This window comes from Micromonospora sp. NPDC049230 (genome assembly GCF_040647875.1).
Lineage (GTDB): Bacteria > Actinomycetota > Actinomycetes > Mycobacteriales > Micromonosporaceae > Micromonospora.
Window position 1 is genome coordinate 56479 of the sequence record NZ_JBEZCZ010000036.1, and the last position, 24325, is coordinate 80803.

25 protein-coding genes are annotated in these 24325 nt (G+C 71.4%); 18 read left to right on the forward strand and 7 right to left on the reverse strand.

Going from position 1 to position 24325, the window contains the following annotated elements; translation table 11 throughout:
• Window positions 1-261 precede the first annotated feature (261 nt).
• On the reverse strand, window positions 262-972 hold the full coding sequence (locus AB0A95_RS26070) for a 5-formyltetrahydrofolate cyclo-ligase (RefSeq protein ID WP_357558378.1): 711 nt from the start codon (window positions 970-972) through the stop codon (window positions 262-264).
• A 10-nt stretch (window positions 973-982) separates the two neighbouring features.
• Window positions 983-2149, reverse strand: coding sequence for a helix-turn-helix transcriptional regulator (locus tag AB0A95_RS26075; RefSeq protein WP_357558379.1), 1167 nt, complete (start codon window positions 2147-2149; stop codon window positions 983-985).
• Between the two features lie 341 nt (window positions 2150-2490).
• Here AB0A95_RS26075 and AB0A95_RS26080 point away from each other — a divergent pair, with 341 nt between their 5' ends.
• The 9 genes from AB0A95_RS26080 (at window position 2491) to argH (ending at window position 11525) form a co-directional block, all read left to right on the forward strand.
• A complete protein-coding gene (locus AB0A95_RS26080) occupies window positions 2491-2772 on the forward strand; it encodes a hypothetical protein (RefSeq protein WP_357558400.1) in 282 nt (93 codons plus the stop codon).
• 135 nt (window positions 2773-2907) lie between these two features.
• Window positions 2908-3909, forward strand: coding sequence for an N-acetyl-gamma-glutamyl-phosphate reductase (gene argC, locus AB0A95_RS26085; RefSeq protein WP_357558380.1), 1002 nt, complete (start codon window positions 2908-2910; stop codon window positions 3907-3909).
• Complete coding sequence (gene argJ / locus AB0A95_RS26090; protein WP_357558381.1) at window positions 3906-5078, forward strand: bifunctional glutamate N-acetyltransferase/amino-acid acetyltransferase ArgJ; 1173 nt, start codon at window positions 3906-3908, stop codon at window positions 5076-5078. Before argC ends, argJ begins: the two co-directional genes overlap by 4 nt.
• The gene (argB, locus tag AB0A95_RS26095; RefSeq protein ID WP_357558382.1) at window positions 5075-5980 is read left to right on the forward strand and encodes an acetylglutamate kinase; all 906 of its coding nucleotides are present in this window, start codon (window positions 5075-5077) and stop codon (window positions 5978-5980) included. The genes argJ and argB overlap by 4 nt, the downstream gene beginning before the upstream one ends.
• Window positions 5977-7251 (forward strand): acetylornithine transaminase, encoded by a 1275-nt coding sequence (locus AB0A95_RS26100; protein WP_357558383.1) that lies wholly within the window; start codon window positions 5977-5979, stop codon window positions 7249-7251. Before argB ends, AB0A95_RS26100 begins: the two co-directional genes overlap by 4 nt.
• Window positions 7248-8276, forward strand: a complete 1029-nt coding sequence (gene argF / locus AB0A95_RS26105; protein ID WP_357558384.1) for an ornithine carbamoyltransferase — start codon at window positions 7248-7250, stop codon at window positions 8274-8276. The genes AB0A95_RS26100 and argF overlap by 4 nt, the downstream gene beginning before the upstream one ends.
• A complete protein-coding gene (locus AB0A95_RS26110; RefSeq protein WP_357558385.1) occupies window positions 8273-8788 on the forward strand; it encodes an arginine repressor in 516 nt (171 codons plus the stop codon). Before argF ends, AB0A95_RS26110 begins: the two co-directional genes overlap by 4 nt.
• Window positions 8785-9996 (forward strand): argininosuccinate synthase, encoded by a 1212-nt coding sequence (locus AB0A95_RS26115; protein WP_357558386.1) that lies wholly within the window; start codon window positions 8785-8787, stop codon window positions 9994-9996. The genes AB0A95_RS26110 and AB0A95_RS26115 overlap by 4 nt, the downstream gene beginning before the upstream one ends.
• Before the next feature lie 65 nt (window positions 9997-10061).
• On the forward strand, window positions 10062-11525 hold the full coding sequence (argH, locus tag AB0A95_RS26120) for an argininosuccinate lyase (protein WP_357558401.1): 1464 nt from the start codon (window positions 10062-10064) through the stop codon (window positions 11523-11525).
• 46 nt (window positions 11526-11571) lie between these two features.
• On the opposite strand, the gene AB0A95_RS26125 is transcribed toward argH, so the two are convergent.
• Window positions 11572-11925, reverse strand: coding sequence for an MmcQ/YjbR family DNA-binding protein (locus AB0A95_RS26125; RefSeq protein WP_357558387.1), 354 nt, complete (start codon window positions 11923-11925; stop codon window positions 11572-11574).
• 487 nt (window positions 11926-12412) lie between these two features.
• Complete coding sequence (locus AB0A95_RS26130) at window positions 12413-12838, reverse strand: DNA-binding protein (protein WP_357069412.1); 426 nt, start codon at window positions 12836-12838, stop codon at window positions 12413-12415.
• A gap of 100 nt (window positions 12839-12938) precedes the next feature.
• Here AB0A95_RS26130 and AB0A95_RS26135 point away from each other — a divergent pair, with 100 nt between their 5' ends.
• The 5 genes from AB0A95_RS26135 (at window position 12939) to AB0A95_RS26155 (ending at window position 16960) form a co-directional block, all read left to right on the forward strand.
• Entirely contained in the window at window positions 12939-13580 is a 642-nt protein-coding gene (locus AB0A95_RS26135; RefSeq protein ID WP_357558388.1) for a DNA-3-methyladenine glycosylase, read from the forward strand.
• An 82-nt stretch (window positions 13581-13662) separates the two neighbouring features.
• On the forward strand, window positions 13663-14748 hold the full coding sequence (locus tag AB0A95_RS26140) for an exo-alpha-sialidase (RefSeq protein ID WP_357558389.1): 1086 nt from the start codon (window positions 13663-13665) through the stop codon (window positions 14746-14748).
• A gap of 2 nt (window positions 14749-14750) precedes the next feature.
• Window positions 14751-15026, forward strand: coding sequence for a ubiquitin-like small modifier protein 1 (locus AB0A95_RS26145; protein WP_357558390.1), 276 nt, complete (start codon window positions 14751-14753; stop codon window positions 15024-15026).
• A 159-nt stretch (window positions 15027-15185) separates the two neighbouring features.
• A complete protein-coding gene (locus AB0A95_RS26150) occupies window positions 15186-16328 on the forward strand; it encodes an LLM class flavin-dependent oxidoreductase (protein ID WP_357069420.1) in 1143 nt (380 codons plus the stop codon).
• Window positions 16325-16960, forward strand: a complete 636-nt coding sequence (locus AB0A95_RS26155) for an FMN reductase (protein WP_357558391.1) — start codon at window positions 16325-16327, stop codon at window positions 16958-16960. The genes AB0A95_RS26150 and AB0A95_RS26155 overlap by 4 nt, the downstream gene beginning before the upstream one ends.
• Here AB0A95_RS26155 and AB0A95_RS26160 read toward each other — a convergent pair.
• Window positions 16953-17825, reverse strand: a complete 873-nt coding sequence (locus AB0A95_RS26160; protein WP_357558392.1) for a universal stress protein — start codon at window positions 17823-17825, stop codon at window positions 16953-16955. The genes AB0A95_RS26155 and AB0A95_RS26160 overlap by 8 nt on opposite strands.
• A gap of 223 nt (window positions 17826-18048) precedes the next feature.
• The gene (locus tag AB0A95_RS26165; protein ID WP_357558393.1) at window positions 18049-19164 is read right to left on the reverse strand and encodes a MerR family transcriptional regulator; all 1116 of its coding nucleotides are present in this window, start codon (window positions 19162-19164) and stop codon (window positions 18049-18051) included.
• A 159-nt stretch (window positions 19165-19323) separates the two neighbouring features.
• Here AB0A95_RS26165 and AB0A95_RS26170 point away from each other — a divergent pair, with 159 nt between their 5' ends.
• From AB0A95_RS26170 to AB0A95_RS26180, 3 genes are all read left to right on the forward strand, one after another.
• Complete coding sequence (locus AB0A95_RS26170) at window positions 19324-19824, forward strand: GNAT family N-acetyltransferase (protein WP_357558394.1); 501 nt, start codon at window positions 19324-19326, stop codon at window positions 19822-19824.
• Window positions 19825-19833: 9 nt separating this feature from the next.
• Complete coding sequence (locus tag AB0A95_RS26175) at window positions 19834-20475, forward strand: hypothetical protein (RefSeq protein ID WP_357558395.1); 642 nt, start codon at window positions 19834-19836, stop codon at window positions 20473-20475.
• A 179-nt stretch (window positions 20476-20654) separates the two neighbouring features.
• Window positions 20655-21986 carry a hemolysin family protein gene (locus tag AB0A95_RS26180; protein WP_357558396.1) on the forward strand — a complete coding sequence of 444 codons (1332 nt, stop codon included), beginning with the start codon at window positions 20655-20657 and terminating at the stop codon, window positions 21984-21986.
• Window positions 21987-22005: 19 nt separating this feature from the next.
• Here AB0A95_RS26180 and AB0A95_RS26185 read toward each other — a convergent pair whose 3' ends face one another.
• Window positions 22006-22389 carry a PaaI family thioesterase gene (locus AB0A95_RS26185; RefSeq protein WP_357558397.1) on the reverse strand — a complete coding sequence of 128 codons (384 nt, stop codon included), beginning with the start codon at window positions 22387-22389 and terminating at the stop codon, window positions 22006-22008.
• A 106-nt stretch (window positions 22390-22495) separates the two neighbouring features.
• Here AB0A95_RS26185 and tyrS point away from each other — a divergent pair, with 106 nt between their 5' ends.
• Window positions 22496-23788 carry a tyrosine--tRNA ligase gene (gene tyrS / locus AB0A95_RS26190; protein ID WP_357558402.1) on the forward strand — a complete coding sequence of 431 codons (1293 nt, stop codon included), beginning with the start codon at window positions 22496-22498 and terminating at the stop codon, window positions 23786-23788.
• Window positions 23789-24325 lie beyond the last annotated feature (537 nt).

Sequence of the window (24325 nt, forward strand, 5' to 3'; positions counted from 1 at the left end):
GTAAAGGTGCTCCAGCTGTCGGATTCCGGCACACCGTGGGTGGGCGGATCCCCGGTTGGCCGCAGCCAGTGCAGGCTGGATCTGAGCCCGCTACCGTCGGGGCCTGCCGGTGACGGCCTGTGCTACTCGACCGGTCTACGTGACAGGCAGGGGCAGTTGAAGGCAAGGAAAAATCTTCCTCGTTGAACCCGCCGGCAGGCCGGGCGCGAGCCTCGTTAGCGAGAAGGCCCCGGGCCTTTTGCTGTCCTGTGGCGACAGTCGCTAGGCGCGCAGTATCGGAATGCTGTCGAGCTGATCTTGGCGAAGGTTTGATCCGATGATTCCGGACGGCCGTCCCCGGTTGGGTCTGCAAGCCACTACCTCGTTCGGCGTGATCGCAAAGTCGACGCTGAAGTCATGGTCCGCGTTGGGCAGTTCGTCATCCAGGAGTTGGGTCTGGTGGATCGTGGTGGCGATGGCGGTCTCGGTGGTGACGAGTCCGGCCTCGGTGAGGAGGGCGATCTCCAGGTCGGAGTAGCCGGCGCCCTTGCCGACCCGCACGCCGCTGTGGCGACTGACAGCGACGCTGCCGCAGACGATGAGGTCCACCGGACGCATCTCGTCGGGTCCCACGGTGGGAGCGACCTGCGGTGCGCCGCCACTGGTAGCTGCGGTCTCGGTCGGTGCGGTGAGGCTGGCGGGGTCGAGCAGGTAGAACGGCTTTGGGGTGGCGAGTTTCGGGACCGCCATGTAGAGCAGTTTGCCTTCCCGCAGGGCTCGTACCCGGACGGGAAGTTGGGCCCGGTCCGGGTTGCACTTGATGACTCGGGCGTTCTTCCAGATGTCCAGTTCCGCGAGGTGGGCTGCGGCCTCCTCCTTGCCGACGAAGTCGGGGATGTGACCGTGCACGCCGGGTGGGGCGGCGCCTTGACGTTCGAGGAGGTCCCATACGTGGTGTCGAACGGCGTGTTTGGCGCGGTCGATGTCGGTCACGTTGATGCTCCTAGGGGCTCATGAGGGTGAGGAGTCGGTCGTTCACGTCCTGGACCGGGGGCTCGTTGCGCCAGGGGCGTAGTTGCCGGGCGGCGGCGAAGGCGAGGTTGAGTCCGCCGCCGGCACGGGTCCGCTCGATGACGTCGATGGCCCGGTGCAAATAGGACGTTGCGGCGTCGACGTCGCGTTGGAGGATGCTGGCGAGGGCCAGGTTGCCGAGGATGACGGCAGTGGATTTGCGACGTAGGGCGATCAGGTGTCGGGCGTTCTCCAGTGCTGTCACGGCTTGGTCTGGCCTGTTGAGGGAGAGCCAGCAGGAGCCCGCGAGCCTCGTGTAGTGGCTGGGGCAGAAGATGTCGGCGGCTGGGTCTCGGGCGTCGACGGCGGCGAAGTGAGCTTCAGCGGCACCGAGGGCGTCGGAGCAATCCCCGGCCTGACCGAGCATCGCGTGTGCCTCAGCCCGGTGCAGTTGGGCGAGGCCGGCGATGACGTGACTGTCGTTGTGACTGACGGCGGCGGCGCGGATCGTCAGGACGAGACCGGCGTTGGGTTGCTTGGTGCCGTAGAGGGCGACGTAGCTCTTGCGGAGCAACGCGTTGGCCTCGGTGACCGGGTCTCGCGTCTCCTGGGCCGCGCTGATCGCCTGGTCGAAGTAGGCGGCGCTGGCGACATGGTCGCGCCGCTGCGAGGCGTCCCAGACGAGTTGGCCCATCAGCGTCGCGGACTCGGCGACTGCTGCCGCCAGCTCGCGCTGAACCGGCCCGTTGCTGGCGTGCTGGCGAAGGAAGATCGCCTGACCGTGTAGTTGCCCGGCCTCGGCGAGCAGGAGCGTCGAGGGCGTCTGGTCGTAGCGCTCGTCGAGGCGCCGCACGCGCTCCCTCAGGTGCGCCACAGCGATCAGGTCGACGCGGCCGGGGTTGCGCAGCACGTAGCCGAGACGCTCGTCGGGCGGTGCCGGTGCCTGGCCGACGTCGGCCAGGAGGTCGGCCAGTTCCTCGATCGACAGCTTGAGGGCCGCGGCGAGACGTGGCCGGTGCCAGGGCTGCGGGTCAGTCTCCGCCCGTTCCCACCGCACGATGGTGGAGCGGTCGACGCCGAGGGCTTCGGCGAGGCGTTCCTGGCTCAGGCCGATCGTCTTGCGGCGCTGGGCAAGTCGGTGCCGACGCCTATCCGCCACGTGCCGCCTCCCGTCGCCGCCATCCGTCACGGTCCATTCACCCAGCTCAGATCGTGTGACGCAATGGGGATGCGCCAGTTCTGCGTGGTTGCCGCGCTGGGCGTCAGCGACCGCCAGGGCTTGTGTAGACGCATGGCAGAGACGGGTGAGAGCAGGAGCCGCTGCGCCGGCCGTTTCGCTGCCATTCCAAGCCGACCTACTGAGTGGGGAAAGACGTGAGCGCCCAGGAGCGAGACCGGCTTGATGCCACCGGAGCGACTTCTGCCGCCCGGCCCCAGGAGGAGCCCACGCACCTCACCCAAGCCCAACGCCTCGACTCCGGGCCAAGGGAGCACACCCCGCTGCGCCCGATCTGGCTCTGCCGCGCCTGCGGCCAACCCTGGCCCTGTGGCCGGGCGAAGCTAGCCCTCGTCACCGAGTACGACGGCAACCCGATCAGCCTGTTCCTCTACCTGGCCCGTCTGCTCCACGACGCCATCGACGACCTGCATAAGCTCAACCCCACCACCACCGGGTGCGCCAGTGACATGTTCGACCGATTCCTTGGCTGGCCCGCCCGACACACCCGCTCCTATCGGGTGCCTGAGATCGGCTCTCCGGGGTCCGAGGAGCCAGAGGCATGAAGGCCCTCCGCTCGCGGGGATCGGGGATACCTCATCGTTCAGCCGAACTCTTCATTAGCATGCACTGCTCTGCATTAACTTGCACTCGTGAGTCGTCCTTGTTAATCTTCGCTGCATAGTCATGCGGAGGTGAGTATGGGGATCCGAGTCGCGGTTGCCGGTGCGAGCGGTTACGCGGGGGGTGAGCTGCTGCGCCTGATCGCCGGGCACCCGGAGTTCGACCTGGTCGCCGCCACCGCGCACAGCCAGGCCGGGCACCGTGTCGACGTGGTGCATCCGCAGCTCACCGGGCTCGACCTGGTGCTCGGTAAGACCGACCCGACGACCCTGGCCGACGCGGACCTGGTCTTCCTGGCCCTGCCGCACGGTGAGTCGGCGGCCCTCGCGGCCCAGCTTCCGGACGAGGTGCGCGTCGTCGACCTGGGCGCGGATCACCGGCTCGCCGACCCGTACGCCTGGGCGCAGTACTACGGCGGCACGCACGCCGGGCAGTGGACCTACGGCCTGCCCGAGCTGCCCGGCCAGCGGGAGCTGATCGCCGGCTCCACCCGGGTGGCGAACACCGGCTGCTACGCCGCCGCGATCACCCTGGCCCTCGCGCCGCTGATCGCCGACGGCGCGGCCAGTCCGGCCGACGTGGTGGTGGTCGCCGCCTCGGGCACCTCCGGGGCGGGGCGGTCGGCCAAGGCGCACCTACTGGCCAGCGAGGTGATGGGCGACCTGTCGCCATACCGGGTGGGCACCCACCAGCACGTACCGGAGATCAAGCAGGCCACCGGCGCGACCGGCCTGTCGTTCACCCCGGTCCTGGCGCCGATGCCGCGCGGCATCCTGGCCACCGTCACGGCGGTGCCGGCGCGCGGCGTCGACCCGCAGGAGGTGCTGGCGCGGGCGTACGCCGACGCGCCGTTCGTGCACGTGCTGCCGGAGGGCCGTTGGCCGCACACCGCCGCCACGCTGGGCTCCAACTCGTGTCACCTACAGGCCACCGTCGACGTCGACTCGGGCCGCCTGATCGTGCTCAGCGCGTTGGACAACCTGGGCAAGGGCGCTGCCGGTCAGGCCGTACAGAACGCCAATCTGATGCTCGGCCTGCCGGAGACGACGGGCCTGTCGATCTGGGGGGTCAGCCCGTGAGTGTCACCACCCCACGGGGGTTCCGGGCGGCCGGGGTGGCCGCCGGTCTCAAGGCCAGTGGTGGCGCGGACGTCGCCCTGGTGGTCAACGACGGCCCGGACGCCGGTGTCGCAGGTGTGTTCACCACCAACCGGGTCAAGGCCGCGCCGGTGCTCTGGAGCCAGCAGGTCGTGCGGGGCGGTGTGGTTCGCGCCGTGGTGCTCAACTCCGGTGGCGCCAACGCCTGCAACGGCCCGGCCGGCTTCCAGGACACGCACACCACCGCCGAGCACGCCGCCGCCGCGCTGACCTCGGTCAGCCCCCGGCTGATCCTCGGTGCCGGTGAGGTGGCGGTCTGCTCCACCGGGCTGATCGGTGAGCGGCTGCCGATGCCGAAGCTGCTGTCCGGCGTCCGCTCGGCGATCCGGGGGCTCTCCCGGGACGGCGGCCTGGCCGCCGCCGAGGCGATCATGACCACGGACACCCGGCCGAAGACCACTGTGGCCCCCGGTGGGGGCTGGACGGTCGGCGGCATGGCCAAGGGCTCCGGGATGCTCGCGCCGGGCATGGCCACCATGCTCTGCGTGTTGACCACCGACGCGGTGGCCGGGCCGGCGACGCTGGACGAGGCGTTGCGCGCGGCGACCCGGGTCACCTTCGACCGGGTCGACTCCGACGGCTGCATGTCCACTAACGACACGGTGTTGCTGCTGGCCAGCGGTGCCAGTGGCATCGAGCCGACGCTTGCCGAGCTGACCGCCGCCGTGACCGAGGCCTGTCACGACCTTGCCCAGCAGCTGGTGTCCGACGCCGAGGGCGCCACCAAGGAGGTCGCCATCGACGTGGTCGGCGCCGCCGACGAGGACGACGCGGTCGAGGTGGGCCGCACGGTGGCCCGCAACAACCTGGTCAAGACGGCGCTGTTCGGCAACGACCCCAACTGGGGTCGCATCCTCGCCGCGGTCGGCACCACCGCCGCCGCCTTCGACCCGGACGAGGTGGACGTGGCCGTCAACGGGGTGTGGGTGTGCCGGGGTGGCGCTGGCGCCGAGGACCGCTCGAAGGTCGATCTGACCGGGCGGAGCGTGACCATCCGGATCGACCTGCACGCCGGTTCGTCCGCCGCGACGATCTGGACCAACGATCTGTCCCACGCGTACGTGCACGAGAACTCGGCGTACTCGACATGACCCTCAGCAGCGACCTCACCCGCGCCCAGGTCAAGGCGGAGACGCTGATCGAGGCGTTGCCCTGGCTGGCGCGCTTCTCCGGCTCGACGGTGGTGGTGAAGTACGGCGGCAACGCGATGACCGACCCCGCGTTGCAGCGGGCGTTCGCCGCCGACATGGTCTTCCTGCGCTACGCCGGTCTGAAGCCCGTGGTGGTGCACGGCGGCGGTCCGCAGATCTCCGCCATGCTGGGCCGGCTGGGCATCGCCAGCGAGTTCCGGGGTGGGCTGCGGGTCACCACCGCCGAGGCGATGGACGTGGTCCGGATGGTGCTGGTCGGGCAGGTGGGCCGCGAGCTGGTCGGGCTGATCAACGCGCACGGCCCGTACGCGGTCGGCCTCTCCGGCGAGGACGCCCGGCTGTTCACCGCGGTGCGCCGCCCGGCGTACGTGGACGGGTTGCCGGTCGACGTCGGCCAGGTCGGTGACGTCGAGTCGGTGGACGTGTCAGCGGTGACCGATCTGATCGAGGCCGGTCGAATTCCGGTGATCTCCACTGTCGCGCCGGACGCGGACGGGGTGCTGCACAACCTCAACGCCGACACCGCCGCCGCGGCGCTGGCCATCGCGTTGCGGGCCCGCAAGCTGGTCGTGCTCACCGACGTGGCCGGCCTGTACGCAGACTGGCCGGACACCACAAGCCTGGTCTCCGAGATCGTCGCGGACGACCTGGCCAAGCTGCTGCCCAGCCTGGAGTCGGGGATGGTGCCGAAGATGGAGGCCTGCCTGCGGGCGGTCCGTGGGGGAGTGCCGGCCGCGCACGTGGTCGACGGTCGGGTGGCGCACTCCACGTTGCTCGAGGTGTTCACCTCGGAAGGGTTCGGAACGATGGTGGTGCCGGGAGACGGGATGGTCGCATCGTGAGCACGTTGGCGCAGCGCTGGACGCAGTCCATGATGGACAACTACGGTACGCCGCCGCTGGCGTTGGTCTCCGGCGCCGGTGCCGTCGTGGTGGACGACTCCGGCCGGGAATACCTCGACCTGGTCGGTGGCATCGCGGTGAACGCCCTCGGGCACGCCCACCCGGCCGTGGTGGCGGCGGTGTCCAAGCAGGTCGCCACCCTCGGGCACGTCTCCAACCTCTTCGTCGCGGAGCCGCCGGTCGCCCTGGCCGAGCTGTTGTTGGCGCTCGCCGGCCGGCCCGGCCGGGTCTTCTTCGCCAACTCGGGCGGGGAGGCCAACGAGGCGGCGTTCAAGTTGTCCCGGCGCACCGGCCGTACGCACGTGGTGGCCACCCGGGGCGGCTTCCACGGCCGCACCATGGGTGCCCTGGCCCTGACCGGTCAGCCGGCGAAGGCCGACCCGTTCCGGCCGCTGCCCGGCGAGGTGACCCACGTCGACTACGGCGACGTCGCGGCCCTCGAAGCGGCAGTCACGGACGCCACCGCCATGCTGATCCTGGAGCCCATCCAGGGCGAGAACGGCGTGGTCGTCCCCCCGGCCGGCTACCTGGCCGAGGCCCGGCGGATCACCGCCCGGCACGGCGCGCTGCTGGTCCTCGACGAGGTGCAGACCGGCATCGGCCGCACCGGCCACTGGTTCGCGCACCAGGCCGAGGGTGTGGAGCCGGACGTGGTCACCCTGGCCAAGGGGCTCGGCGGCGGGTTGCCCATCGGGGCCACGCTGGCCTTCGGCCGGGCCGCGGACCTGCTCACCCCCGGCTCGCACGGCACCACCTTCGGCGGCAACCCGGTGAGCTGCGCGGCAGCGCTCGCGGTGGTGGCGACCATCGCCAACGAGGGCCTGCTGGACAACGTCAAGCGGGTCGGCGAGCGGCTGCGTCGGGGCATCGAGGCACTGGGCCATCCGCTGGTCGATGGCGTACGCGGCGCCGGGCTGCTGCTCGGTGTGACGCTCACCGCGCCGGTGGCGCCGGTGCTCGCCGAGGCGTTGCGCGAGGCCGGCTTCCTGGTCAACGCGGTGCAGCCGGGTGTGCTGCGGCTGGTCCCACCGCTGATCCTCACCGCCGCCCAAACGGACACCTTCCTAGCGGCCCTACCCGCCGCCCTGGACGCGGCCGCCCCGGCGGCCGCCGGAACCGCCGCAGATCTTGGAGGGAAAGCGCCCCTCCAGGGGCCGAAATCTTCCAAGATCTCGACGCCGACCACCACCACGACGGGAACGAGCGCATGACTCGGCACTTCCTGCGCGACGACGACCTCTCGCCGGCCGAGCAGTCCACGGTCCTCGACCTGGCGGCGCGGATGAAGGCGGATCGGTTCGGCCACCAGCCGCTGGCCGGCCCCCGTTCGGTGGCGGTGCTCTTCGACAAGCAGAGCCTGCGGACCAGGATCTCGTTCGACGCCGGGATCGCCGAATTGGGCGGGCATCCCCTCGTGGTGGACACGCAGGTCACCCACTTCGGCCGGGGCGAGTCCCTCGCCGACGCGGGGCGGGTGCTGTCCCGCTACGTCGCGGCGATCGTGCTGCGTACCCACGGCGACGACCGGATCGCCGAGGTGGCGAGCGGCGCCAGCGTGCCCGTGATCAACGCGCTCACCGACGGCTTCCACCCGTGCCAACTGCTTGCCGACCTGCTCACCATCCGGGAGCGGTGCGGCGGCACCGCCGGGCGCACCCTGACCTACGTGGGCGACGGCGCGAACAACATGGCGCAGTCGTACCTGCTGGCCGGGGCGATGGCCGGCATGCACGTGCGGATCGCGGGGCCGGCCGGGTTCGCGCCGGACCAGGCCGTGCTGGACCGGGCGGCCCGGATCGCCGCCGACACCGGCGGGTCGGTGCGGGTGCTGACCGACCCGGCCCAGGCGGTACGCGACGCCGACGTGCTGGCCACCGACACCTGGACGTCGATGGGCCAGGAGTCCGACGGGCTGGACCGGATCACCCCGTTCCTGCCGTACCAGGTCAACAAGGACCTGCTCAGCCAGGCCGCGCCGGACGCGATAGTGCTGCACTGCCTGCCCGCGCACCGCGGTGAGGAGATCACCGACGAGGTGCTGGACGGCCCACAGAGCGCGGTCTTCGACCAGGCCGAGAACCGGCTGCACGCGCAGAAGGCGTTGCTGACCTTCCTGCTCGACCCGGCGCCCGAAGCCGCCGCGCCCGATGCCGCCGCGCCTGATGCCGCCGCGACTGGACCTGCCGCGACCGGGGCCGCCGTGATCGCGGCCGGCGCGACCGGGGAGTTCAGTTGACCGGGCCACTGACCCGGGCGGCCCGGCACGCCCGGATCGTGGAGCTGATCCGCGACAGGGCGATCCGGTCGCAGACCGAGCTGGCCGACCTGCTCGCCGCCGACGGCGTCGTCGTCACCCAGGCCACCCTCTCGCGGGACCTGGAGGAGTTGGGCGCGGTCAAGGTGCGTGGCGGTGACGGGCCGGCCGTCTACCTGATCCCGGAGGACGGCCAGCGACCGCTGCGCGACGCCGAGGCCGCGCCGGCACGGCTGGTGCGGTTGCTGCGCGAACTGCTCAACGGGGTCGACTCCAGCGGCAACATCGCCGTGCTGCGTACCCCGCCGGGGGCGGCCCAGTATCTGGCCAGCGCCTTGGACCGGGCGGGCCTTCCCGAGATCGTCGGCACCATCGCCGGTGACGACACCATCCTCGTCGTGGCCCGCGAGGCCGTCGGCGGGGCCGCGCTCGGTGACAAGCTCGCCGGTTGGGCCGGCCGGGAGGACAACGCCGAAGGGAATACCACGCCATGACCGAGCGGGTCGTGCTCGCGTACTCCGGAGGTTTGGACACCTCCGTCGCCATTCCGTACCTGGCCGAGCAGACCGGCGCCGAGGTGATCGCTGTCGCTGTCGACGTCGGGCAGGGCGGCGAGGACCTCGACGCGATCCGCCAGCGTGCCCTGGACTGCGGTGCCGCCGAGGCGGAGGTCGTCGACGCGCGCGACGAGTTCGCCGCCGACTACTGCCTGCCGGCGATCCGGGCCAACGCCCTCTACATGGACCGTTACCCGCTGGTGTCGGCGCTGTCCCGGCCGCTGATCGTCAAGCACCTGGTGGCGGCGGCGCGTACGCACGGCGGCACGATCGTGTCGCACGGCTGCACCGGAAAGGGCAACGACCAGGTCCGGTTCGAGGTGGGGCTGAACGCGCTCGCCCCCGACCTGAAGATCATCGCGCCGGCCCGGGACTTCGCCTGGACACGGGACAAGGCGATCGCCTTCGCCGAGGAGAAGGGGCTGCCGATCGACGTGTCGGCGAAGTCGCCCTACTCGATCGACCAGAACCTGTGGGGCCGCGCGGTGGAGACCGGCTTCCTGGAGGACATCTGGAACGCCCCGGTCGAGGGCCTGTACTCGTACACCGCCGACCCGGCGCAGGAGCGCGACGCCGACGAGGTCGTGCTCACCTTCGACGGCGGTGTGCCGGTGGCGATCGACGGTGAGACGGTCACCCCGTACCAGGCGATCCTGGAGCTGAACCGACGCGCCGGCGCCCAGGGCGTGGGCCGGCTCGACATGGTCGAGGACCGCCTGGTCGGCATCAAGAGCCGCGAGGTGTACGAGGCGCCCGGCGCGATCGCGCTGATCACCGCCCACCAGGAGTTGGAGGCGGTGACAGTGGAGCGGGACCTGGCCCGGTTCAAGAGGAGCGTGGACCAACGCTGGGGCGAGCTTGTCTACGACGGCCTGTGGTTCTCGCCGTTGAAGGACTCGCTGGACGCGTTCATCGACGACGCGCAGCGGCACGTGAGCGGCGAGGTGCGGATGACCCTGCACGGCGGCCGGGCCACGGTGACCGGCCGGCGCTCCGAGGCGAGCCTCTACGACTTCGGGATGGCCACCTACGACACCGGCGACACCTTCGACCAGTCTCTGGCGAAGGGCTTCGTGCGGCTGTGGGGCCTGCCGAGTCGGATGGCCGCCGCGCGGGACGCCCGGCTGGGCGGTGCGGGACAGTGACACGTGCGAGCGCGAACGCAGTGAGTGAGCCCCGCAGTCGCGAGGGAGAGACGAGCAGAGCAATGATGGGCGACGTGGACGACAAGAGTCTGACCGAGAACAGCGCAGCCACCAACCGGACGAGCCTGTGGGGTGGCCGGTTCGCGGGCGGCCCCGCCGAGGCGCTCGCCCGACTGTCGGTGAGCGTGCAGTTCGACTGGCGCCTGGCCCCGTACGACATCGCCGGTTCCCGGGCGCACGCCCGGGTCCTGGCCGGCGCCGGCCTGCTCGACCCCGAGGAGTTGGGGCGGATCCTGGCGGCCCTGGACGACCTGGAGGCGGCGTGCGCCTCGGGGTCGTTCCGCCCCACGATCGACGACGAGGACGTGCACACCGCGCTGGAGCGCGGGCTGCTGGAGCGCCTCGGCAGCCTCGGTGGCAAGCTGCGCGCCGGCCGGTCGCGCAACGACCAGGTCGCCACAGACCTGCGGCTCTACCTGCGCGACCACGCCCGGGGCGTGGCCAGCCGGCTCGTCGAGCTGGCCGAGGCGCTTGTCGAGCAGGCCGAGCGGCACATCGACACGGCCGCACCCGGCATGACGCACCTTCAGCACGCCCAGCCGGTCACGTTCGGGCACTGGCTGCTCGCCCACGTGCAGCCGCTGCTGCGGGACCTGGAGCGGTTGCGCGACTGGGACCACCGGGCGGCGATCAGCCCGCTCGGCGCGGGCGCCCTCGCCGGTTCGGGGCTTCCGCTGGATCCGGTGGCCGTGGCCAAGGAGCTGGGCTTCCGGACGTCGTTCGCCAACTCGATGGACGCCGTGGCCGACCGGGACTTCGTCGCCGAGTTCCTCTTCACCACCGCGCTGATCGGGGTGCACCTGTCCCGGCTCGGTGAGGAGGTCGTGCTCTGGACCTCGCACGAGTTCGGCTGGGTGGAGCTGGACGACTCGTTCGCGACCGGCTCGTCGATCATGCCGCAGAAGAAGAACGCGGACATCGCCGAGCTGGCCCGGGGCAAGTCCGGCCGCCTGGTCGGCGGTCTGGTGACGGTGCTCACCATGCTCAAGGGCCTGCCGATGACCTACGACCGGGACATGCAGGAGGACAAGGAGCCGGCCTTCGACGCCGTCGACACCCTGGAGTTGCTGCTCCCGGCCCTGGCCGGAATGATCTCCACGATGTCGGTCCGGGTGGACCGCCTCGTCGCCGCGGCCCCGGTCGGCTTCTCCCTCGCCACCGAGGTCGCCGACTGGCTGGTCCGGCGCAACGTGCCCTTCCGGGACGCCCACGAGATCACCGGCCGGCTGGTGGCGCTCTGCGCGGCCCGGGAATGCGAGCTGGAAGACGTCTCCGACGACGACCTCACCGCGATCAGCGAGCACCTCGACCCGTCGGTGCGCGACGTGCTCTCGGTCCGCTCGGCCCTCGCGGCCCGGACCACCCCCGGCTCGACCGGCCCCGGCCCGGTGGCCGACCAGCTCGCCACCGCCGCGGACCGGCTGGCCACCTGGCGGGAGTGGTCCGCCGAGCGGGTCGTCCCGCGCTAGACCTCGCGTCGTGGCGTCGGCGCGTGCCGCCGGCGCCACGGCCGGTTCAGGCCGTCGGGCGCTCCCGCTTCGGGAGCTTCGCCACCACCATGTCGTACGACGCGTCGACCGCCTCGGTCAGCTCCTCGTCGTCGATCCCGCCGTTCAGGCGCAGCGTGTTCCACCCGGACCGACCGATGTAGGCCATCACCCGGGCGTCGTCGGGGTGCCGGTGCAGCCACTCGTCGGCCACCTCCCGGGTCGGCCCGCACTTGATGCCGACGGTCGGCCTGTCCTCGTCGCTGCCGAGGAACGCGAAGATCCGGCTGCCGACCTTCACCACCTCGTCGCCCTCCCACGGACGGTCCAGCCACGCCCCCGGCTTGGCCAGGCAGTACGCCCGCATCTCCGCGCGCTTCATGGGTGCCTCCTCGTCGTGCGCACAGTGTGCCCGCCCAATTGCCGTCGCATGCCCGCCGTGCCGATCCCGGCCGCCCCGCCCGGCTCTGGCTCCGCCCCGATCTGAGCCCGCCGTGCCGCGCCGTGCCCGCCGCGCCCCGCCCGCAAGATCGTGCTCGATCCAGGATCTAGTGGCCTCCGCCGCGGTTGAGGCCACTACTTCCATGTCAACGCCGTTGCGTTAGGTGGAACGGCTCAGCACTGCCTCGCGATCATGGAGTTGTGGTGGGTAACAGAACGCCCGTAACACCCCCAAAGTCGGCACCACAACTCCATGATCGCCAAGCCGGACCCAACCCGCTCCCCGATCGGGCACTTCCTGTCCCGGGTTGACCCGCCGGCTACAGCCCTCACGCAACGGTGTTGACTTCCATGTTCGAGCGTGATCTTTGACGGACGAGCGTGATCTTGCGGGGTCGAGCGCTGTCGAGCGCTGTCGAGCGGGGTCGTCAGGCGGTCTGTTCGGCCGAGCGGGCGGCGACCCGCTCGTAGCGCTGCCGGGCCGCCTGCGCGCTGCCCAGCCCCAGCCCGTACGCGATGGCCTGCCAGGTCAGCCCCCGGTCGCGGGCCAGCGTCAACAGCCCGGCCTCCAGGGCGTCCAACTCGGCGCGCACGTGCGGCAGCAGGGTCAGCGCGGCGGTGAGGTCGGCGGCGTCGATCGGCTCCTCCGCCGGCTCCCGCTCGGCCCCGCCCGCCGCCAGCGCGGTGACCAGGGCGACCGCCTCCCACGGGTCCAGCACGTACGGGTGGGCCCAGCGCCCACGCTGGGTGCCGGTGCCGGCGTGCCGCTCGCTGATGCGCTGGAGCGCCTCGTGGGTGCGGTGGGCGCGGGCGTGGGCCGGGTGCGGCGCGGTGAACGGGTCGTTCGTCGTCATGGTCCGAGCACACACTCTCAACACAGCATTGTCAACACATTGTTCAACTCGGACCGTGCCCGACGGGTGCCCGGGCGCCGGGATGGGTACCGTCGGGAGCATGGCCCTGCCCTCCGGTGACCGCACCACCGACACCGACCTGGCGGCGCTGGCGGACCTGCTCGCCGGTCCACTGCTGCCAGCGGCGCGTGGGCTGCTGGGCTGCCGGCTGCACGCCGGCGGAGTCACCCTGCGGATCACCGAGGTCGAGGCGTACGCCGGCAGCGGCGGTGATCCCGCCTCGCACGCCCATCGGGGTCCCACCCCACGCAACGCCGTGATGTTCGGCCCCGCCGGGCACGCCTACGTCTACTTCACCTACGGGATGCACTGGTGCGTCAACGTGGTCACCGGGGTCGAGGGCGAGGCCTCCGCCGTGCTGCTGCGCGCCGGGGAGGTCGTCGACGGGCTGGTCACGGCACGGGAGCGCCGGCCGGCCGTCCGGCGAGACGTGGACCTGGCCCGTGGGCCCGCCCGGCTCTGCTCCGCGCTCGGCATCGACCGTGCGGCCTACGGGGCGTACCTGCTCGGCGACGGCCCGGTCCGCCTGCGCCCCCCGGCCCGGCCGGTGCCGCCCGAGACGGTGGTGGCGGGTCCCCGGGTCGGCGTGACCGGCGCACACGACCTGCCGTGGCGGTTCTGGATCGACGGCGACCCCACGGTCAGCGCGTACCGCCGGCACGTGCCCCGCATCCGGCGCTGAGCCGCGGGCGTGTGTCCCGGGAACGTGTCGGGGGGTGTGGCCATAATCACCGCACCTGCTCACCGACGGTTCGGAGGACATCATGGCGACGCTGCTCGCGATCGGCACGGCCAAGGGGTTGTTTCTCGCCACCAGCACCGACGACCGGCGAAGTTGGGAGATCACCGGCCCGCACTTCCCGATGACGGGTGTCTACGCGGTCGCCGTCGACACCCGGCGGTCCAGCCCGCGGTTGCTCGCCGGGATGACCAGCTCACACTTCGGGCCCAGCGTCGCCACAAGCGACGACCTCGGCGCCTCCTGGGACGAGCCCGAGCACGCGCCCGTCGCGTTTCCAGCCGACACCGACGTGTCCCTTGAGCGGGTCTGGCAGTTGATGCCGGCCGGCCCCGACCAGCCGGACGTCGTCTGGGCCGGCACCGAGCCCTCGGCGTTGTTCAAGTCCACCGACGGTGGCCGCAGCTTCGCGCTGGTCCGTTCCCTCTGGGACCACCCGCACCGCCCACAGTGGGAGGCCGGCTTCGGCGGCCAGGCCGTGCACACAGTGCTGCCGCACCCGCGTGACCCGGCTCGGCTGCTCGTCGCCATGTCCACCGGTGGGGTCTACCGCTCGGAGGACGCCGGGGCGAGTTGGGCGCCGGGCAACACCGGCATCCGCGCCTACTTCATGCCCGACGAGTGGCCGGAGTTCGGCCAGTGCGTGCACAAGGTCGCCCGGGACGCCGGCAACCCCGAGCGGCTGTACGCACAGAACCACCACGGCGTCTACCGTTCCGACGACGACGGTCGCACCTGGTCCTCGATCGCCGAGGGGCTGCCCAGCGACTTCGGCTTCCCGATGGTGGCCCACCCGGGGCGGGGCGGCACTGTGTGGACCTTCCCGCTGGTGGCCGACGGCGAGCGGTTCCCGACCGACCACCGCTGCCGGGTGTTCCGCTCCGCCGACGCCGGCGGCAAGTGGGAGCCGCTGTCGGTGGGGCTGCCCGAGGGGCCGTTCTATCCGGCGGTGTTGCGCGACGCGATGTGCGCCGACGACTCCACTCCGGGTGGCGTCTACTTCGGCACCCGCTCCGGTTCGGTCTTCGCCAGCCGCGACGAGGGCGACTCCTGGTCCCTGGTGGCGGCACACCTGCCGGACGTGCTCTGCGTTCGGGCCGCGGCGGTCTGAGCGTGGTCACCGTGCTGTTGCCCGGCCCGCTGCGCGGCGAGGCCGGCGGTGCCAGTCGGCTGAGCGTCACCGCCGCCGGGACGCTGCGGGCGGTCCTCGACGAGGTCGCCGTCGCGTATCCGCGGCTGGCCCGGCGCATCCGCGACGAGCGCGGCGAGTTACGCCGCTACGTCAACGTCTACGTCGATGGTGCGGACTGCCGCCATTCGGGCGGGTTGGCCACGCCCGTCGGCGAGGGTGCCGAGGTGCGGGTGCTTCCCTCGGTGGCCGGCGGCTGAGCCGACGGGAGGGCCCGTCAACGCCACCCATGTCCGTTATCGGGCGTGACCCGTGCCACCCCGAGCCGTGCCGCCGACGGAATAGTTGCGTTGTCAAATAAGTTGAGAGCTGCGTCCGGGTACCACGGCGGCATCCGGTTGACACGCGAGGAGCTGGTCATGCAGTTCGGGATCTTCACCGTCGGCGACGTCACCGTCGATCCGACCACCGGTCGGGAGCCGACCGAGCATGAGCGGATCAAGGCGATGGTCGCGATCGCGTTGAAGGCCGAGGAAGTCGGCCTGGACGTCTTCGCCACCGGTGAGCACCACAACCCGCCATTCGTGCCGTCGTCACCGACCACCATGCTCGGCCACATCGCGGCCCGCACCGAGCGGCTGCTGCTGTCCACCGCGACCACGCTGATCACCACCAACGACCCGGTGAAGATCGCCGAGGACTACGCGATGCTCCAGCACCTGTCCGACGGCCGGGTGGACCTGATGATGGGTCGCGGCAACACCGGCCCGGTCTACCCGTGGTTCGGCAAGGACATCCGCGCCGGCATCCCCCTCGCGATCGAGAACTACGACCTGCTGCACCGGCTGTGGCGCGAGGACGTGGTCGACTGGAAGGGCAAGCACCGCACCCCGTTGCAGTCGTTCACCTCGACGCCGCGCCCGCTCGACGGCGTCCCGCCGTTCGTCTGGCACGGCTCGATCCGCAGCCCGGAGATCGCCGAGCAGGCCGCCTACTACGGCGACGGCTTCTTCGCCAACCACATCTTCTGGCCCAAGGAGCACACCCAGCGGATGGTCGGGCTCTACCGCCAGCGGTACGCGCACTACGGCCACGGCACCGCCGACCAGGCCATCGTCGGCCTCGGCGGGCAGGTGTTCATGCGGCGCAACTCGCAGGACGCGGTCCGGGAGTTCCGGCCGTACTTCGACAACGCCCCGGTCTACGGGCACGGGCCGTCGCTGGAGGAGTTCACCCGGGAGACGCCGCTGACAGTGGGCAGCCCGCAGCAGGTCATCGACCGCACGCTGGGCTTCCGTGAGTACGTCGGCGACTACCAGCGGCAGCTGTTCCTGATGGACCACGCGGGTCTGCCGCTGAAGACCGTCCTGGAGCAGCTCGACCTGCTCGGCGAGGAGGTCGTGCCGGTGCTGCGCAAGGAGTTCGAGTCGCTGCGACCCGCGCACGTGCCGGACGCGCCGACCCACGCCTCCCTGGTCGCCGCCGCGGGCGGCGGCAAGGACAGCACCGTGCACGCCGTCGACGACGTGACGGGCAAGGCTCCGGAGGGGGCGACCCGATGACCCACCGCACCCTGGCCGTGGTCTCGGCGGGGCTGAGTCAGCCCTCGTCGACGCGGCTGCTCGCCGACCAGCTCGCCGCGGCCACCCGCGACGAGTTGGTCCGGCGCGGCTCCGAGGTGGAGCTGCGCGTCGTCGACCTGCGGGAGTACGCCCACGACGTGGTGAACAACATGCTCACCGGGTTCCCGCCGGCGGCGTTGCGCGAGGTCGTCGACACGGTGACCGGAGCGGACGGGCTCATCGCCGTCACCCCGATCTTCAGTGCCTCGTACAACGGGCTGTTCAAGTCGTTCTTCGACGTGTTGGATTCCGCGTCGCTGGTCGACCGGCCGGTGCTGATCGGGGCCACCGGCGGCACCGCGCGCCACTCGCTGGCACTGGAGCACGCCGTCCGCCCGATGTTCGCGTACCTGCGGGCGGTGGTGGTCCCGACCGCGGTCTTCGCCGCCCCGGAGGACTGGTCGGACGGCACTGCCGACGGCGCGTTGCGCGGCCGGATCCGACGCGCGGCCGGTGAGCTGGCCGACCAGGTGGAGCGCCGGCCGCCGGCCAGCGGCCCGGCCGACCCGTTCGCCCTCACCACCGACTTCCTGCACCTGCTCGACCGGGGCGACGGCACGTCGGTCAACTGACCGGGTGGGCGACCAGCACCGGGCAGTGCGCGTGCTGGATCGCCGCCTGGCTGACCGAGCCGAGCAACAGACCGGCGAATCCGGCCCGGCCCCGGGTGCCCACGACCAGCAGCGACGCCGTGCCGCTGGCCTCGACGAGCCCCTGGGCCGCGCCGGCCGCCCGCACCGGATGCTCACGCACCACCAGGTCGGGGCGCTCGGCGCGCACGCTGGCGGACGCGTCGGCCAGCAGCCGGACCGCCTCGGCCCGGTACGCGGCCGGCGACTCCTCGATCTCCTCCGGCGCCGCCCAGTCCGCCGCCGGTGGGTCGACGTGCACCAGCACCAGCGGCACGTCCCGCAGCGCCGCCTCGGCGGCGCCGTATTCCGTGGCGAGCCGGGCCGACTCGGAGCCGTCGACGCCGACCAGCACCGGGGCGTCCACCGGGATCGGCTGCTCGTCCGGGCGGACCACCAGCACCGGGCAGTGCGCGTGCGCGGCGACCTGCGTGCCGACCGAGCCGAGCAGCAGACCGGCGAACCCGCCCAGCCCCCGACTGCCCACCACCACCAGCTCGGCCTGGCGGGACTCCTCGACAAGCGTGATCCCGGGGCCGCCGGCGACCTGGCGTACCTCGACGACCAGGCCGGGCCACCGCTCGGTCAGGTCGGCCGCCGTGGTCTCCAACATCCGCTGCGCCTCCTCGGAGGGCACCGGCACCCCGATGTCGTACGGATTGAGCGACACGCCGTAGCCGAGTGGGTGCAGGTAGCCGTGCAGCAGCAGGAGCGGCCGGGACCGCAGCAGCGCGGCGCGGGCCGCGTGCTCGGCGGCGACGAGGCTGGACGCCGAACCGTCCACACCCACCACGACCTGTCGATTCATCGGTACTCCCCGGGTCGGTCCGTTGCCTCAGAGTCACCTTGCCGCAACCGCCGCCTGGTCGATCAGATGCGATGACGCGCTGGTTGGCACGCGCTGGACGGGCGGTTCGCTGAAACGGGTAACTGTCGCGTACGGAATCGGTGACGTGCCAGCGCCGAAGCGGAATCGCGCATCTGATGCGGGCTCGTGCGTTGCGGTCGGCGGGGTTCTCGCGCACAGCGGGTCAGGCGACGAGCAGGCGGAGGCCGAGCTCTGCCGTGTCGAGGGCGACGAGATCGCGGTTGCGCTCGGCCCACCGGCCTGAGGAGAGGTCTTCGCGAAGTGTGCTGACTGCCCGTTGCTCAGCCTGCGGTCCGACTCTGGTCCATACCGAAACCGCGCGGCGTACATGTTCGTCCAGGTACGCCTCAGGCCGGCGCCAGTGTGCCTCGAAGAAGCCGTCGTCGCAGTCCCACGGGACGAGCACCGGCTCCGCGCGTCCTCCGATCGCGCGGGTCAGGTCGGCCAGGGACGGCCAGCCGACGAGGAGTTCCGCGAACTCGGGCAGATAGTCGCGGGTGAGCCAAAACCGCTGACGCCAGCCGGTGTCGTCGGCGTCGTACGTGAACACCACCACGCGACGGGCCACACGCTTCATCTCACGCAGTCCGGCGACTGGGTCCGGCCAGTGGTGGACGGTGCTGACCGCCATCGCGGCGTCGAAGGACTGGTCCTCGAACGGCAGACTCTCCGCGGCGGCTGCCACGCACGGCGCCGCGCCCGGGGGACGCTGCGCCCGCATGACCGCCGACGGTTCCACCGCGGTGACGTCACGGTCGGGGGGTTCGTAGGAGCCGGTGCCGGCCCCGACGTTCAGTACCGTTCGTGCGTCCCCCAGCGCATCCCAGATGCGCGCGGCGATCCGTGGCTCGGTGCGCCGCGTCGCTGGGTACGCGGATCCGATGGCGTCGTACAACTGCGGGCCGAACACCCTCAGTTGCTCCTCTGGCGTCGTCCTGATCCCCATCGCTCGTGCCTCCAGTTCCCTGTCTATGGCCGTCACCATGGCAGCAGCGCGGTCGCGCTGGTCCATCAGCAGGCCGCGCAGCCGACACAGGTGCGCGACCGCGTCGGTGGCCGGGTCGTCAACCAGATCCGCGATCTCCCGCAGTCCAAAGCCGAGCCGCCGGTAGGCGAGCACCTCCCGGAGTCGCTTCACGTCGGCCGCGGAGTAGGCCCGGTGCCCGGCCGCGGTCCGCGTGGACGGCTCCAGGAGGCCGATCTCGTCATAGTGATGCAGTGTGCGGACACTGACGCCGGCCAACTCCGCCACACGCCCCACGGTCAGGTGCTCCTCCACACCGCCAACTATGTGACATGACGCCGCGTGAGGAGCAAGCGCTTCACTGCCGGCATGATCGGGTTTCCGCTCGCGTCGCGGTGGCGGCAGTGGGCAACCGCGCCGCCCGGTCGGCCAGCCCGCCTCGGTGCTGTCCCACCCGCTGCGTACCCTCGGCCGATGACTGCTGATCTGCGGCTGCGCCCGGTCCTGGAGGACGACCTCGTCGAGTTCTTCCTGCACCAGCAGGACCCGGAGGCCAACCGGATGGCCGCCTTCGGCCCCAAAGACCCGTCCGACCGCCGGGAGTTCGCCAGGCACTGGGCCCGGGTGCTCACCAACCCGGCCAACCGGGTCCGCACTGTCGAGGTCGACGGCGAGGTGGTCGGCTACGTGAGCGCCTTCCCCGTCGAGGGCCAGACCGAGGTCAGCTACTGGATCGACAGGCAACGCTGGGGCCGGGGGCACGCCACCGCCGCCCTGGCCGCCCTGCTGCGCGAGGTGCCCCGGCCGGTGCACGCCCGCGCCGCCAAGGACAACGCCGCGTCCCTCGCGGTGCTGCGCAAGTGCGGGTTCGTGGTGGTCGGTGAGGACTCGGGGTACGCCAACGGTCGCGGCGAAGACGTCGAGGAGTGGCTGCTGGAGCTGCCCGCCGATGCCCCTGACCTGGGCGGGCACTAGTCTCGCGGGGTGAACTGGTTGGATCTCGTCGGCTGGGCCGGCTCCGCGGTGCTGGTCTGGTCGCTGCTGCAGTCGCGCGTCCTGCGGCTGCGTGCGCTCAACCTCGTCGGCAGCGTCGTGTTGATCGGCTACAACGCCGCCATCGAGGTCTGGCCCATGGTCGGGCTCAACATCGTGCTCGCGGCGATCAACATCTGGTACCTGCGGGGGATGCTCGCCACCCGCCACGACGAGCAGACCTACCAGGTGGTGGAGGTCGGCGTCGGCGATGAGTTCCTCGCGCACACGCTGCGGGTGCACGCCGCCGACATCGCCCGTTTCAACCCCGGTTTCCGGTGGGACCCGGAGGTGTCCGGCCGCTCCGCCTTCCTCGTGGTCCGGGCCGACGAGGTGGTGGGCGTGGTGCTGTCGCACGCCGAGGCGCGCGGCGTCGCCCAGATCGACCTGGACTACGTGACCCCCAGGTTCCGTGACTTCACGCCGGGCGAGTTCGTCTACCGACGCAGCCACCTGTTCACCGAACGGGGCTTCCGCCGGGTGGTCAGCCCACCCCGGATGATCGCCCCGTACTACCACCGGCTCGGCTTCCGCCCGGAGGGCGACTCGTACGTCCTCGACCTGCCGACGACCCCGGCCGGCGAGCCGGCGTAGCGTCGCCGCCGCCCGATCCGGCGTGGCGTCACCGCCGCCCGATCCGGCGTAGCCTCGGCCGGGCATGATTCGGCGGGCACCGGACGGGGCAATCACACGCCTACGCCGGGCGGGCTCGCCGACCGGCGGGCGCCGCGCGTACTGGCCGGTGCCACCACCGCAGAGGGAGCGAACCGGGCGTGCAGAGCTACGGGAGCCAACTGGCCCTGGTCGGGATCCTGGTCGTGATCAACGCGCTCTTCGCCGGCAGCGAGATGGCGTTGGTGTCACTGCGGGACAGCCAGATCCAGCGGTTGGAGCGCACCAGCAGGGCCGGCCGGGTGCTGGCCCGCCTCGCCAAGGACCCGAACCGCTTCCTGGCCACCATCCAGATCGGCATCACCCTCGCCGGCTTCCTGGCCTCCGCCGCCGCGGCGGTGTCGCTGGCCAAGCCCCTCGTGCCGCTGCTCGGGATGTTCGGGAACGCCGCCGAGACGGTGGCCATCGTGGTGGTCACCCTGGCGCTGACCTTCGTCACCCTGGTCTTCGGCGAGCTGGCCCCCAAACGGATCGCCATGCAGTCCGCCGAGCGGTGGGCGCTGCTGGTGGCCCGTCCCCTCGACCTGCTCGCCACGTTCACCCGCCCGGCCGTCTGGGCGCTCGGCGCCACCAGCGACGTGGTCGTCCGACTTGTCGGACTCAACCCGAAACACCAGCCGGAGGAGATCGGCCCGGACGAGCTGCGCGACATCGTCGCCGGCAACCACGGCTTCACCAAGGAGCAGCGCACCATCATCGCCGGGGCGGTGGAGATCGCCGACCGGCGGTTGCGGGCTGTCCTCGTACCCCGGTTGCAGGTCTTCACGCTCGACAGCGGGACCACCGCGGAGGCCGCGCGGCTCGTGCTGGCCGCCACCGGGCACTCCCGCGCGCCGGTCGTGCGCCACGGTGGCCTGGACGACACCGCCGGGGTGATCCACCTGCGCGACCTGGTGGGGGTGCCCGACGACCGCCCGGTCGACGAGATCGCCCGCCCCCCGATGCTGCTGCCCGACTCGCTGCCCGTGGTGGACGCGCTGCGCCAGTTCAAGGCCGAACGCCAGCACATCGCGCTCGTCGTGGACGAGCGCGGCGCCGTCGACGGCATCGTGACACTGGAGGACATCCTGGAGGAGATCGTCGGTGAGATCTACGACGAGACCGACCGGGACGTGAGCTCGGTGCGGCGCGACCCCGACGGCGCGCTGCTGCTGCCCGGCACCTTCCCGGTGCACGACCTTCCGGACATCGGCGTCGAGCTGCCCTCGCGCCCGGACGGCGACTACACCACGGTCGCCGGGTTGGTGCTGGCCCGACTCGGGCACATCCCCACCGTCGCGGGGGAGGACGTCACCCTGGACGGCTGGATCCTGGTGGTCGCCGGCATCGACCATCGGGCGATCACCGAGGTACGCGTCAGCCGCGTACCCGATGACACCGACCCGGACGCCGAGCTGACCGCGGAGCCGGTGCTGGACGAGGCCCGCGGCTGAACGGCCCGGGTGCCGCCGCTCAGTCGCGCGAGAGGTTCTGTAGTCGGACCTGACCACGCGCGACCAGCCGCTCGTCGGCATCGGTGATCTCCACCTGCCAGAGTTGCTGGCTGCGGCCCCGGTGCACGGGCGTGCCGACAGCTGTCAACTCGCCCTCGCGCACGGCCCGCAGGAAGTCGGTCTGGTTCGACACGCCGACCACGGTGCCCCGGTCGGCCAGCCAGAGGGAGCCGCCGACGCTCGCGGCGGTCTCCACGACCGAGCAGTACACCCCACCGTGCTGGATGCCGAACGGCTGGTGCAGCTCCGGTCGGACCTGCCAGCTGATGACCACCCGGTCGGCGGACGCCTCTTCGAACTTCAGGCCGAGCAGGGCGACGAAACCACCCGTCAGATCCGGCATCTCCACTGCGAAACCCTCCTCGATCAACCGGACGCAAGCCTAACCGGGGCGCGTTGCGGCAAACCCGGTACGGGTCGGTGCCGGCGATGGGGGAGAATCGGTGACCGTGACCGACAGCAGCCCCCCGCCGTCCGGGCGGGACTCCCTGACCGACGACCTGCTCTGGCGTGGCCTCATCCAGGACTCGACAGGCCTCGACGAGCTGCGCGAGCTGCTCGACGGTGGGAGCGCCGCCACCTATTACGTGGGCTTCGACCCCACCGCCCCGAGCCTGCACGTCGGCAACCTCATGCAGGTCACCACGGCCCGCCGACTGCAACTCGCCGGCCACCGGCCGTTGCTGCTGGTGGGTGGGGCGACCGGGCAGATCGGTGACCCGAAGGAGAGCGCCGAACGCACGCTCAACCCGCCCGAGGTGATCGCCAGCTGGGTCGAGCGCATCCGCGACCAGCTCGCGCCCTTCGTGTCGTACACGGGGGACAACGCGGCGCGGCTGGTCAACAACCTGGACTGGACCGGCGAGATGTCGGTTGTCGAGTTCCTGCGCGACGTGGGCAAGCACTTCCCGGTCAACAAGATGCTGGCGCGGGAGGTGGTGCGGGCCCGGCTGGAGACCGGCATCAGCTTCACCGAGTTCAGCTACCAGCTGCTCCAGGGCAACGACTTCTTCGAGCTGCACCGCCGGTACGGCTGCCAGCTCCAGTTCGGCGGGTCCGACCAGTGGGGCAACATCACCGCCGGCGTCGACTACGTCCGTCGGCGGGGCGCGGGGCCGGTGCAGGCGTTCACCACGCCGCTGGTCACCAAGTCCGACGGCACGAAGTTCGGCAAGAGCGAGGGCGGCGCCGTCTGGCTGGACCCCACGATGACCAGCCCGTACGCGTTCTACCAGTTCTGGCTCAACGTCGAGGACCAGGAGGTCGACCGCTACCTGCGCTACTTCAGCTTCCGTACCCGTGACGAGTTGGAGGAGTTGGCGAAGGCGACGGCTGAGCGGCCGGCTGCCCGCCTGGCGCAGCGGGCGCTCGCCGAGGAACTGACCACCCTGGTGCACGGCGCCGAGGAGACCCGGCAGGCGATCGCCGCCAGTCAGGCCCTCTTCGGCCGTGGGTCGCTGGACGAGCTGGCCCCGGAGACGCTGCGCGCGGCGCTGACCGAGGCGGGCCTGGTGCGTCTCACCGGCGAACTGCCGGATGTGGCGGGGCTGTTGCGCGACTCCGGGCTCGTCAGTGGCCTCAAGGAGGCGCGTCGGGTGATCGCCGAGGGCGGCGCCTACGTCAACAACAACCGGGTGACCGAGGTGGACGCCGGGGTGTCGGCGAGCGACCTGCTGCACGGGCGATACCTGGTGCTGCGTCGCGGCAAGCGCTCGTTCGCGGGCGTTGAGCTGGGCGAATAGCTCGGCATCGACGGTGTGACGGGGGACGCGTCCGGCCGATTTGACGATCATCCGGCCGGACGCGTAACTTTCTCTCTGCCAGCGCGGAACGGACGAAACAGGCGAAAGCCTGAAACGGCCGGAGCGTCGGCCAATGGCCTCGGGGTCGGGCGGGCATGCCCACCGGATCCCGGACCGGGCGGTGCCACCAGAAACGCCGCGAGGCGGATTTGGTGCGGCGAAACCGACCGGGTATGGTTAGCAACTGGCAGGGCACCGGGCGGGTCGCGGGAAATCGCGACGGCCGGCCTGCCGAATCCGTGACGAGAGCGGCGCAAGCCGGTTGAGACATGGTGCCCGCATTACCGAATGAAGCACGACGAACCGCGAAACACCGGTTTGACACGGCGGAAACGAGCGGGTAACGTAGTAAAAGTGCCTGGCGCTGAAAGTGCCGGGGACGCGGAACGGAAAAGCCCCGGTTGGGGTTCCACTGAGGTGGGGCTTCTGGTCGGTGTGTGGTTGTTCTTTGAGAACTCAACAGGGTGCTTGTAAAGC

Bases quoted from the DNA above. Each gene is read 5' to 3' on its own strand.
- argC (WP_357558380.1), top strand. From the start codon at position 2,908: ATGGGGATCCGAGTCGCGGTTGCCGGTGCGAGCGGTTACGCGGGGGGT.
- argB (WP_357558382.1), top strand. From the start codon at position 5,075: ATGACCCTCAGCAGCGACCTCACCCGCGCCCAGGTCAAGGCGGAGACG.
- argF (WP_357558384.1), top strand. From the start codon at position 7,248: ATGACTCGGCACTTCCTGCGCGACGACGACCTCTCGCCGGCCGAGCAG.
- AB0A95_RS26115 (WP_357558386.1), top strand. From the start codon at position 8,785: ATGACCGAGCGGGTCGTGCTCGCGTACTCCGGAGGTTTGGACACCTCC.
- argH (WP_357558401.1), top strand. From the start codon at position 10,062: ATGGGCGACGTGGACGACAAGAGTCTGACCGAGAACAGCGCAGCCACC.
- AB0A95_RS26125 (WP_357558387.1), bottom strand. From the start codon at position 11,925: ATGAAGCGCGCGGAGATGCGGGCGTACTGCCTGGCCAAGCCGGGGGCG.
- AB0A95_RS26130 (WP_357069412.1), bottom strand. From the start codon at position 12,838: ATGACGACGAACGACCCGTTCACCGCGCCGCACCCGGCCCACGCCCGC.
- AB0A95_RS26135 (WP_357558388.1), top strand. From the start codon at position 12,939: ATGGCCCTGCCCTCCGGTGACCGCACCACCGACACCGACCTGGCGGCG.
- AB0A95_RS26140 (WP_357558389.1), top strand. From the start codon at position 13,663: ATGGCGACGCTGCTCGCGATCGGCACGGCCAAGGGGTTGTTTCTCGCC.
- AB0A95_RS26150 (WP_357069420.1), top strand. From the start codon at position 15,186: ATGCAGTTCGGGATCTTCACCGTCGGCGACGTCACCGTCGATCCGACC.
- AB0A95_RS26155 (WP_357558391.1), top strand. From the start codon at position 16,325: ATGACCCACCGCACCCTGGCCGTGGTCTCGGCGGGGCTGAGTCAGCCC.
- AB0A95_RS26160 (WP_357558392.1), bottom strand. From the start codon at position 17,825: ATGAATCGACAGGTCGTGGTGGGTGTGGACGGTTCGGCGTCCAGCCTC.
- AB0A95_RS26170 (WP_357558394.1), top strand. From the start codon at position 19,324: ATGACTGCTGATCTGCGGCTGCGCCCGGTCCTGGAGGACGACCTCGTC.
- AB0A95_RS26185 (WP_357558397.1), bottom strand. From the start codon at position 22,389: ATGCCGGATCTGACGGGTGGTTTCGTCGCCCTGCTCGGCCTGAAGTTC.